The sequence below is a fragment of the Kitasatospora sp. NPDC056651 genome (genome assembly GCF_042792155.1).
Classification (GTDB): Bacteria; Actinomycetota; Actinomycetes; order Streptomycetales; family Streptomycetaceae; genus Kitasatospora.
Window position 1 is genome coordinate 1 of the sequence record NZ_JBHTWX010000170.1, and the last position, 10,389, is coordinate 10,389.

Below are 10,389 nucleotides of genomic sequence, written 5' to 3' on the forward strand. Positions count from 1 at the left end.
GCACGGTCCGCTCGTCGAGGCCGGTCATCGGCAGGGCGTCGCGCCACCGGTGGTGGCCGCGCCCGCCGTCCGGACCGTGCTCCTGGCCGACCAGCCGGATGTAGCCCTCGCCGTAGCGCATGTAGGGGATCCAGCCCGGCTCCTCCAGGACCCGGCCCCGCTCCAGCAGCGGTGCGGCGTCGGCGGCGTCCACGGGGCAGACGGCGAGCCGGATGCCCTGGGTGGCATGGCCGTTGATGCTGCTGGTACCGATGTGCTCGACCACGTTCGGCACGGCGATCAGGCTCATCCGGCCGCGGGCGCGGAAGAAGACGGAGAAGAGCTCGTCGTCGTGCCGTTCGTCGCTGCCGGTGGCGAACTTGCGGAAGTCGTCCGCGGTGTCGACCGGCAGGCAGACGGCGAGCGACGGGGTGAACTCGTCGGGCACCGCCCGCACCCAGGAGGCGCCCGCGAGCGCGGCGAGCCGGGACGCGCCGCCGTTGCGCGCGTGCCAGTTGGTGTAGTACACCAGGGCCTCGTCGGGGAAGCGGGTGGCCGCGCGGCCGACGAGCTCCACCATGTTCTCCGGGGCGGACACGTCGTCCTGGACGACGAGGTGGTGGCTCGCCCCGGTGCCCACCGCGGCCCAGGCCACCAGGGCCGTCAGCAGCGCCGACGGCGGACCGTCCGGATCGGGATCCAGCGCCAGGCCGTCGAGGCCGAGCCGATCGGCCAGCTCCTGGGCCTGGACCAGGCGTACCGGGTGGGTCATCACCGCTGAACTCACTCGTACCGTCGGCACCTTGACTCTCCCTCGTCTCCGGGTTCTCGCGCCATGGTGGCAGGAGCGGCCCGCGGCGGAAAGGGCGTCAGGTGATCTTGAGCCACCCGTTTCGGCCGGGTCACGGCCAGTGGCGGCCCCTCCAGTGCGAGGTCGCGCGGGGTTCGCCGCCCATTCCGAGGAGCGCGTCGGCCCGGTGGAACCGCCCGCCGCCGTCGTCCACCGCCGGGTCCAGCGCCGGCTGCCGCTGTACCACCAGGGCGAGCAGCGACGACCAGCCGATCACGACGAGTGCGTCCACGCACAGCGCGGGTGCGAGCGGCACCCAGTCCCGGACGTGCACGGCTGCCACCGCGACGGCACCGAACGCGGCGGCGACCGCGGCAATGAGACAGCGAACGGATCTCGGCATCCCGACCCTCCAGCTTGACCGACCACCCGGCAGCGCACCCGGCCGCTCGGAAGGAACAGTGAACTGTAGGACGGAGCCCGCTGTGACGACGCATTCAAGACAAGATTGGAGTAGACCAATTTTGATCGCTCGTCCAGGGCCTTCCGATCGTTCCGGCCCGGGGCCTTCGGCCCCTCCCGGCCCGGGGTCCGGCGCGGCCGCCGGTTGTTCGCGGTTTAGTTCATTGACCGAGGGCCGAACCGGAACAACCCCGGTGCGCTACACCGGTAGCACACGTCACGACAGCGACGACCGCCGGGAGAGAGCAGCCAGATGACGACGCTCAGCATCGCGAACAACCGCACCGAGGAGATGATCGGGGACCTCGCCGGGATGACACCGCCGGAGCGGCTGGCCGCCGGGTGCGGGGCACAGCGGATGCTCTGGTGGGCCGAGGACGGCGACGTCCTGGTGCTGCCCACGCGCCCCGACCCCGAGTACCTGGCGTACGTCACCGGCGTGACCGGCGTGCGGGCCGGGAGCCTGACCTTCGTGGTGCCGCCGCCGGGGGCCCAGGGCGACCAGGTGCTCACCGCCGACCGTTTGGCCGATTCCGGCTTCCGCGCGGAACTGCGCCGCGCCCTGGACGGGCGCACCGTCGACGAGGTGCTGCCCATCGTGCCGAACCGCCTGGTGGCCGAACTGGCGGAGGCGGTCGGCGTGGCGCACGCCCTGCCCGGCGCGCCCTTCGCCGCGCAGGGCGGCAACGCGCTGCTCAACAGCAAGGCGGGGTTCCGGGCGGTGGCCGCCGGTGTCGGGGTGCCGATCCCGCCCGGGACGGTGGCCGGCTCGCCCGCGGAGGTCGAGGCGGGGATCGAGCACCTGTTGGCGCAGGGGCACAGCGTGATGGTGAAGGTCGAGTACCAGGGCGGCGGCCTCGGCAACGAGATCCTCGCCCGGGACGAGCGGGTGACGGCGATCGGAGCCGAGCGGGTGGTGCCGCTGCCGGACCGGGCGGCGGTGGCCGGGTACGTGGCCGAGCGGTGGACCTGGCTGACCGGAGGCCGGGGCCGACGGGTGGTGGTGGAGCGGTACTTCGCCGACTCCGCGCCGCTGTACGCCCAGTTCGTCATCGACGACACGGCGGCGCGGCTCGCCGGCTGCGGCGAGATGATCATGCGGCCGGTGGTGGTCGGGGAGATCACCCCGGCGGTCAGCGCGGACGCCGACGTCCACGCCGAACTCGTCGGCCAGGCCGCCCGGTTGTGCGAGGCGCTGCGGGTGATCGGCTACCGGGGAACGCTCAGCGCGGACGCCGTGCTGACCCCCAAGGGCGAGATCTACTTCCACGAGACCAACGCCCGGCTCACCGGCTCCAGCTTCCCGCACGACGTCGTCCTCGGCCGCCTGCTGCGCGAGGAGCACCGCGGCTCGCGCTACGTGCTGGAGCTCGCCGGCCCCACGGTGCCCTCCTTCACCGAGGCCCTGGCGGCGCTGGTCGCGGCCGGGCTGGCCTTCGACCCGGTGGCCGGAACCGGCGTGCTGTACAGCTGCGACCTCGGGCCCGCCAACGGCACGGTGACGTACTGCGCGGTCGCCGAGACCCCGGAGGCCGTTCGCGCGCTGGAGGCCGCGCTGCTCGCGCTGTTCGCCGGATGAGGCGCGGTGCGGACGTGAACAGCGCGGACGCGACCGGCGCGGACGCGACCGGTGCGGAGACGACCGGCATGGACACGGACGAGGCGGAGGCGGACATGGGTGGCAGCGGGATGCGCGCGTTGGTGATCCACCGCTACGGCGGGCCCGAGGAGTTGAGCATCGAGACGGTGCCCGAACCGGAGGCCGGCCCGGGCCGGGTGCTGGTCGACGTGACCCTGGCCGGGCTCAACTACGCGGACCTGGAGTGCCGCACCGGCGAGTACCTGCGCCTCCCGCTGCCGGCGGTGCTCGGCATCGACGTGGTCGGGCGCCGCCGCGAGGACGGCCGCCGGGTCGTCGCGCTGCTGCGCGCCGGCGGCGGGTACGCCCGGGTGGCCGCACCCGAGGCGGCGCACACGGTGGAGGTGCCGGACGGGGTGAGCGACGAGCAGGCGCTCGGACTGCTGGAGCAGGGGGCGACGGCCTACGGCGCGCTGGCCCTGGCGGGACGGCTGCGGCCGGGCGAGGCCGTCGCGGTGACGGCGGCGGCGGGCGGGGTCGGCCATCTGGCCGTGCAGTTGGCCAGGGAGCTGGGCGCGGGCCGGGTGGTCGCCCTGGCCTCCACCCCGGAGAAGCGGGAGTTCGTCCGTTCGCTGGGCGCCGACGCCGTGTTCGACCCCGAGGACCCCGACCTGGCCGGGCGGCTCGGTCAGGAGGGCGGGCTGGACCTGTTCGTCGACTCGGTCGGCGGCCCGGTGCTGCGCGCGGGGCTGGCCGCGCTGGCCCCCTTCGGGCGGCTGGTGTCGGTCGGGGCGCGGGAGGGGGTGGAGGACAGCTTCACGATGGGCGAGCTGACCGAGCGCTCGGCGGGCGCGCAGGGCTTCTGGCTCAAGCACGTCCTGGCCGACCGGAAGCTGTTCGAGGACGTCGCCGGCCACCTGTTCCGGCTTTCCGTCGAACGGCGGCTGGTGGCGCGGATCGACCGGACCGTCCCGCTGTCCGGGGTGGCCGGCGCGCACCGGGCGATGGCCGCGCGGCAGACGGTGGGCAAGGTGCTGGTGGACGTCCGCGGCGAGGAGTGAACGCCCCGGGGGGAGGGGCTGTTTCGGCCCCTCCCCCCAGGTTTGACGGTCCGTCAGTAACCGGTGACCTCGTCCAGTCCGTGGCCGCGCAGCGGCACGAGGAAGCTGCGCTCGAAGACCACCACGGGCTCGCCGGTGGACTTCGTCCCGGTGGTGCGGCAGCGGACGATGCCCTGCCCGGCGCGGCTCTTGGACAGCCGCTTGGCGAGGGTCTCGGTCTCCGCGTAGAGGGTGTCGCCGGCGAACACCGGGTGGGTCATCCGGATGTTCTCCCAGCCGAGGTTGGCGATCGTGCGCCCGCTCGTCGACCGGGCGGTCATCCCGCCGACGATGCTGAGCGTCACCAGGCTGGAGACGATCGGCTTGCCCCAGGGGGTGTGCTCGCTGTAGGCGGCGTCGATGTGCAGCGGGGCGTCGTTCATGCTCAGCATGCTCATCAGCACGTTGTCGAGCTCGGTGACGGTCCGCCCGGGGCGGTGCTCGACCACCTCGCCGACCTCGAACTCCTCGTAGTAGCGCCCGACCACCTCGCGGTAGCGGCGCTCGCCGATCAGCCGGTAGCCGGCCGGTTCGGTCGATTCCATCGCGGCTGCTCCCAAGTCCTAGAGGTCGGAGGTGAGTTCCTTGACGTGGCCGGCGAACTCGCGGATCAGCCGCTCGTCCATGTCGGCGCGCATCATCAGCCGGAGCCCGGCCTCGCCCTTGGGTACGATCGGGAAGAACACCGCCGAGCTGTAGAAGCCGCGCTCGAAGAGCTGGGCGGACAGCTTGACCGCCCGCTCGGCCTCCCCGACGTCGACCCGGCGCACCGGCAGGCCGTTGCCCGCGAAGGTGGTCGGCAGCAGCTCGTCGAAGAGCTCGATGTTGCTGGTCAACTTCGCCTGGAGTTCGGCCAGTTCGGGGGAGCGGTGGATGGCGGCGCTGGCCAGCGAGGCACCGACCAGCGGCAGCGGGATGTTCTGCGACCAGCCGACCGGGCCGGCGTGCCGGTGCAGGAACTCGAACTGCTCGCGGTTGCCGAGCATCGCGATGCCGCCGCTGGTGCCGAAGCCCTTGCCGAGGCTGGTGGTGATCACCGTCAGCGGGTTCATCTCCAGCCGGGAGCGCACGAAGCCCTCGCCGTGCTCGCCTGCGATGGACAGCGAGTGGGAGTCGTCGATGTAGAGGAACAGCCCGTAGCGGTCCTGGAGTTCGAGCAGCCCGTCGAGGGCCGCCGTGCCGCCCATCGAGTACGCGCCGTCGGCCACGTAGGCGACCCGGGGGTACTTGCGGCAGACGTCCTCCAGGTAGTTCAGGTCGTTGTGCGGGCAGTTGAGGACCAGCGACTCGTCCGCGCAGACCGGCTTCATGTAGGCCATGCAGAAGTGGCAGAAACGGTCGAAGACCATCACCCGCGGTCCGCCGCCGCCCTGGCAGGTGCCGTCCAGGTGGCCGGAAGCGATCAGTGGCAGGATGCCGGCGGTGAGCGAGCTACAGGACGCCCCGGGCAGCACGTGGGCGCCGAACAGCTCGCCCAGCTCCTCCTCCAGCCGCACCAGCAGGGTGTGCCGGATCCGGGTGGTGGAGATGACCAGCGAGGTGGTGCGGGACTCGGTCAGCGCGTCCACCGCGCCGGCCAGGACGGCGGGGTGGTCGTTCAGGCCCAGGTACGAGCAGGAGACCATGTTGGCGAACTCGTGGCCGGTCTCGCGCACGATCAGCCGGTTGTTGGACTCGGAGTCCGCGGTGATGCCGATCAGGCCGTTGGCGGCGGCCGTCTGCCAGACCGGGTCGGCGGTGGCCAGCATGGCCTCGGCGTTGCGGTACCGGCGGGGGCCGAGGATGGATTCTTCGGTCATCGTCACTTCTCCGTCGTGTGGCTCGGTGGGTCGGTGGGTGCTTGGTCCCGCGCGTCTTCCCGCACGTCTTCCCGCGCGTGTTCCCGGGGGTCGCGCGGACTCTCCGGCCGGAGCCGGTCGTCGGGCCGGTCGTCGGGCCGGGGCGGGTCGAACTGCTCGATCAGGCGCTGGGAGGCCTCGAAGAACGGCATGCCGACCATCACCCCGTCCACCACGGTGACCGAGCGGCCGTTCTCCAGGCCCGCCGCGACCACCCGGCGGGCGCGCTCCAGCAGCGCCTCGTCCGGGCTGAACGTCTCGTTGATCAGCGGGAGCTGGCGCGGGTGGACGGCGATCTTGCCGCTGAACCCGAAGTCCCGGGCGAGCTGGGCCTCCCGGCGCAGGCCGGCGAGGTCGGTCACCTCGAAGAACGGGGCGTCCATCGCCTCGATCCCCGCGGCGCGGGCGCTGTTGACCACCCGGGCGCGGGCGTGGGCCAGGGCCTCCCAGGAGAGCCGGGCGCCGACCGCGAAGGCGTAGTCGGCCGAACCGAAGACCAGCCCGCGCAGCCGGTGTCCGGCGGCCGCGATGGCGGGCGCGTGCTCGATGCCCAGCGGGGTCTCCACGACGGCCAGGAACTCCGTCCCGGGGCAGTGGGCGCCGAGCGCGCCGGCGGCGATCTCGATGTCCCGGGGTGACTCCGCCATCGGGATCAGCACCAGGTCCGGTTTGACGCGGTACCGGGTGATGGCGATCAGGTCGCACAGGCCGTCCGGTCCGGAGAGCGTGTTGATCCGCACCGCGCTGCGCGCGAGCTTGGTGGACGGGAGGGCGAAGAACTCCTCGGCGAGCCGGCGGGCCTCCTCCTTCAGGGCGGGTGGGACCGAATCCTCAAGATCGACCATGGCGATGTCGGCGCCGGACTGGTGGCTCTTGGTGTACCGCTCCACCGCCATCGCGGGTGTGGACAGGAGGGAACGGCAGTACCGCGTGAACCTCATGGATATCTCCGAAGTCAGCGAAGGCTGCGGGTTCCGGTTCTATCCCACCGGCATTGTTCGGCGCCGTATGAGTGGACATTGAACAACAACTCGGAACAACCGGCCCGTCCGCCCCATTGTTTGACGCCAACGGTGGTGTGCATGATGAATCAACGGGGGGGATGGGCACGGGGCGCGCGCGGCGCGTGTGACGCATGGGAACAGAGGTAGTCGGGGGACACCGCTTCTCCGGAGAAGGGGGCCGTCGTGCCGCGTCGGGAAAGTCCACTGGACCCTGGGGACGGGCCGCTGCTGCGTTTCGCGGGTGATCTGCGGGCCCTGCGGGAGCGCGCCGGGAGCCCGCCGTACCGTCAACTCGCCCTCCGGGCCCACTGCTCGGCCGCCAGCCTGTCGGTGGCCGCGGGCGGTCGGCGGCTGCCCAGCCTCGCCGTCACCCTCGCCTACGTGCAGGCCTGCGACGGGGACGTGCCGGAGTGGCGGCACCGCTGGCAGCTGCTCGCCGCCGAACTGGCCGCCGGGGCCGCCGCCCGGCGGCGCGCCCAGGAGGTCGGACGGGCGCCCTATCCGGGCGCGGCCGCGTTCGAGGCGGTCGACGCCGAGCGGTTCTTCGGCCGCGAGGCGCTGCTGGAGCGGCTGGTCGCGCTGCTCGCCGAACGGCGGCTGGTGATCGTCTCCGGGCCGTCCGGAGCGGGCAAGTCCTCGCTGGTCAGGGCGGGCCTGCTGGCCCGGCTCGACGGGCGCTTCGCCGCCGGTGCGGCCGCCGGGAGAACCGGGGCCGGGGGCGGGGCGGGCCGGCCCCCGGCCGACGGCGGTGTGCCGGTGGCGCTGCTGACTCCCGGTGAACGGCCGATGGAGGCGTACGCGCTGGCGCTCGCCCGGCTGGGGCAGCGGGGCGGGGAGGCGACGCGCGGCGCCTCCGGACCGACGGCCGGGGAGCCGGTGCTGGTGGTGGACCAGGGGGAGCAGCTGCGCACCCGCTGCCGGGACGCCGCCGAGCGGGCGCGCTTCCTGGACGCGCTGGTGGCGACCGCCGCGGGCGGCCCGGGCGAGGCGGCGGACGGGCTGCCGGTGTCGGCGCCGGCCCGCTGCCGGGTGGTGCTGGTGGTCCGCTCGGACCAGTGCGCGCCGCTGCTGGCCGAGCACCCGGGGCTGGCCGAGGCCGGTCGGCACGGGGTGCTGACGGTGGGGCGTCCGGCGCCGGACGAGCTGCGGCGGGCGATCACCGAGCCGGCGTCACGGTCCGGCTGCACGGTCGAGGGCGCCCTGCTGGCCGTCCTGATCTCGACCGTCGCGCAGCAGCCGGGGGCGCTCCCGCTGGTGTCCGCGGCCCTGTTGGAGACCTGGCGGCGGCGCAGCGGCAACGCCCTGACGCTGGCCGGGTTCCAGGCCACCGGAGGCTTCGAGGGCGCGCTGGCCCGGACGGCGGAGGCGCTGTACAACGGCCTGGAGGCCTCCGACCGGGCCCGGGCGCAGGCGGTGTTCCTGCGGCTGGGCGGGGAGTTGCTCGGCGCCGGCGAGAAGGGCGGCGAGGGGAACGTCGGCGGCGGCGCGGCGGCCGTGGGCGGCGTCCTGAGCCCGGGCGGCGAGCTGGTGCCGGGTGGCGACGAGTGCACCCGAAGGCCGGTGCGGCGTGCCGAGTTCGACGATCCCGGCATTCCCGAGGTGCTGGAACGGCTGGTCCGGGCGCGGCTGGTGGTGGTGGACCGGGACACCGTCGAACTGTCCCACCAGGCGTTGGCGCAGGCCTGGCCCAGGCTGCGCGGCTGGCTGGCGGAGGGCCGCGAGGTGCTGGGGGAGCAGCTGCGGCTGACCACGGCCGCGCGGGGCTGGGCGGCCGCCGACCGGGATCCGGAACTGCTGTACCGGGGCGTGCGGTTGGAGGAGCTGATGCGGAGGGTGACGGCCGGCGAACTGGCCGCGGCCGGGGTCGAGCGGGCCTTCCTGGCGGCTTCGGCCCGGGCCGTCGTCGCCGACCGGCGCCGGGCGCAGCGCCAGAACCTGGCGGTGGCCGGGGTCGCCGCGGCGGGCGGGGCGCTGCTGGCCCTGGCGGGTGGGAACCGGATCCGCCGGGCCTGGCGGTGGTGAACACCGGTCACGCGTCCGGGTATTGATCGGTGCCGGAAGAACGGCGTCGAACAACGGGAGGAGCGACGGCCCGTTCGGCACCGATCGAGCTCTTCGCACCGCCGTCGGCCGTCCGGGTGGATCGACGGCGATCCCGGCCCCTCGAATGGCGAATTCGGGTTCCCGGTCGGTGATTTCCGTGACACCGCGGCAGGCCCGAGCCGGCCCGGCGAACAATCCATTCCGGAATTCCCCGCCGGTCGTGCCTGTTCAGGCGGTCACCGGCGCCTTGCGGGCCGGCCCGCAGGAGATCAGCCGCTCCCACACCGACAGGGTCGCCCTCCCGCGCGACGCCGTCGCCGGGATCCGCGTCCGGACGCCACAGCGGGCACGGCGCCAGCCCCGGTTCGAGGGGTTCGAGGTCGCCGAACAGTCCGGGGATCTCCTCGTCGGTGCGCCGGCGGCCGCGGCCTCGCGGTCGACGGGGTAGTCGTCCTCGCCGCCGAGCAGGTAGTCGTGGACGCGGGCGATGCCGGGCTTCGACCGGTCGATCCTGCCGCTGCGATCGGTCATGGGAACCAATCCGTCGCCGGGGTCCGTTGTCCAGCCGATCGTAGGAGAACCGTCCCCAGCCGCCCCGGAACCCGAGGGGTGGTGTCGACCGGCCTCCGGCCCGGGCCGGGGGCCGCGAGCGGCCAGTCGCCCCCCGTGGCGCAGACTGGGGCGAGCACACCCCCTGACCGGAGGAAGAATTCCATGGCTGACCGGCCTTTGACGCTGATGGCGGTGCACGCCCACCCCGACGACGAGGCCACCGGGACGGGAGGTGTCCTCGCCCGGTACGCGGCGGAGGGCATCCGCACGGTCCTCGTCACGTGTACGGACGGCAGGTGCGGCGACGGACCGGGAGGGGTCAAGCCGGGCGAGCCCGGCCACGACCCGGACGCCGTCGCCGCGATGCGCCGCCGGGAACTGGAGGCCAGCTGCGAGGTGCTGGAGGTCGGCCACCTGGAACTGCTGGAGTACGCCGACTCCGGGATGATGGGCTGGGCGAGCAACGACGCCCCCGGATCCTTCTGGAGCACGCCGGTGGCGGACGGCGCCGCCCGCCTCGCCGAGCTGATGCGGCACTACCGGCCCGACGTCGTCGTCACCTACGACGAGAACGGCTTCTACGGCCACCCCGACCACATCCAGGCCCACCGCGTCACCATGGCCGCGGTGGAGCTGGCCGGGCTGACGCCGAAGGTCTACTGGACGACGGCGCCGCGCTCGGCGCTGCGGCGGTTCGGCGAGGTCATGCGGGAGTTCGGCGCGGACTGGGACGAGCCGGACGCCGCGGAGGCGTCCGAGCTGCCGCCGTTCGGCCTGCCCGACGAGGAGATCACCACCTGGGTGGACACCACCGGGTTCGGCGGCCGGAAGTTCGACGCCCTGGCCGCGCACGCCAGCCAGGGGGAGAACATCTTCTTCCTGAAGATGGGCCGGGAGCGGTTCACCGAACTGATGGGCACGGAGACCTTCGTGCGGGTCCAGGACGGAACCGGCGCGCCCCTGCCGGAGGACGACCTCTTCGCCGGCCTGCGCTGATCCCCTCGCGCGTCGCGGTCCTCGGCGGCCGGCACCCCGGGCGCTG

Annotated in this window: 10 protein-coding genes; 4 read left to right on the forward strand and 6 right to left on the reverse strand. The window is 73.7% G+C overall.

Going from position 1 to position 10,389, the window contains the following annotated elements; all coding sequences use genetic code 11:
• Together ACFRAR_RS36845 and ACFRAR_RS36850 are read right to left on the reverse strand one after the other, a co-directional pair.
• The coding region (locus ACFRAR_RS36845) for a hypothetical protein (protein WP_380704481.1) at positions 1–751 on the reverse strand (751 nt) is incomplete at its 3' end.
• A 130-nt stretch (positions 752–881) separates the two neighbouring features.
• Positions 882–1,172 (reverse strand): hypothetical protein, encoded by a 291-nt coding sequence (locus tag ACFRAR_RS36850; RefSeq protein WP_380704483.1) that lies wholly within the window; start codon positions 1,170–1,172, stop codon positions 882–884.
• A 312-nt stretch (positions 1,173–1,484) separates the two neighbouring features.
• On the opposite strand from ACFRAR_RS36850, the gene ACFRAR_RS36855 reads away from it, so the two are divergent.
• Both ACFRAR_RS36855 and ACFRAR_RS36860 read left to right on the forward strand, forming a co-directional pair.
• Positions 1,485–2,810 (forward strand): peptide ligase PGM1-related protein, encoded by a 1,326-nt coding sequence (locus ACFRAR_RS36855; protein ID WP_380704485.1) that lies wholly within the window; start codon positions 1,485–1,487, stop codon positions 2,808–2,810.
• A 14-nt stretch (positions 2,811–2,824) separates the two neighbouring features.
• Positions 2,825–3,871, forward strand: coding sequence for a zinc-binding alcohol dehydrogenase family protein (locus ACFRAR_RS36860; protein ID WP_380704487.1), 1,047 nt, complete (start codon positions 2,825–2,827; stop codon positions 3,869–3,871).
• 53 nt (positions 3,872–3,924) lie between these two features.
• On the opposite strand, the gene ACFRAR_RS36865 is transcribed toward ACFRAR_RS36860, so the two are convergent.
• From ACFRAR_RS36865 to ACFRAR_RS36875, 3 genes are read right to left on the reverse strand one after another with little or no spacing between them, the layout of a single operon-like run.
• Complete coding sequence (locus tag ACFRAR_RS36865) at positions 3,925–4,455, reverse strand: MaoC family dehydratase (RefSeq protein WP_380704489.1); 531 nt, start codon at positions 4,453–4,455, stop codon at positions 3,925–3,927.
• Between the two features lie 18 nt (positions 4,456–4,473).
• Complete coding sequence (locus ACFRAR_RS36870; RefSeq protein ID WP_380704491.1) at positions 4,474–5,709, reverse strand: aminotransferase class I/II-fold pyridoxal phosphate-dependent enzyme; 1,236 nt, start codon at positions 5,707–5,709, stop codon at positions 4,474–4,476.
• Positions 5,710–5,711: 2 nt separating this feature from the next.
• Positions 5,712–6,689: an HpcH/HpaI aldolase/citrate lyase family protein gene (locus tag ACFRAR_RS36875; RefSeq protein WP_380704493.1), complete on the reverse strand. Its 978-nt coding sequence runs from the start codon at positions 6,687–6,689 to the stop codon at positions 5,712–5,714.
• Between the two features lie 246 nt (positions 6,690–6,935).
• On the opposite strand from ACFRAR_RS36875, the gene ACFRAR_RS36880 reads away from it, so the two are divergent.
• A complete protein-coding gene (locus tag ACFRAR_RS36880) occupies positions 6,936–8,774 on the forward strand; it encodes a hypothetical protein (RefSeq protein ID WP_380704495.1) in 1,839 nt (612 codons plus the stop codon).
• A gap of 249 nt (positions 8,775–9,023) precedes the next feature.
• Here ACFRAR_RS36880 and ACFRAR_RS36885 read toward each other — a convergent pair whose 3' ends face one another.
• Positions 9,024–9,326, reverse strand: a complete 303-nt coding sequence (locus ACFRAR_RS36885; RefSeq protein ID WP_380704497.1) for an SAM-dependent methyltransferase — start codon at positions 9,324–9,326, stop codon at positions 9,024–9,026.
• Between the two features lie 183 nt (positions 9,327–9,509).
• Between ACFRAR_RS36885 and ACFRAR_RS36890 the strand changes: the two genes are divergently transcribed.
• A complete protein-coding gene (locus ACFRAR_RS36890; RefSeq protein ID WP_380704499.1) occupies positions 9,510–10,343 on the forward strand; it encodes a PIG-L family deacetylase in 834 nt (277 codons plus the stop codon).
• Positions 10,344–10,389 lie beyond the last annotated feature (46 nt).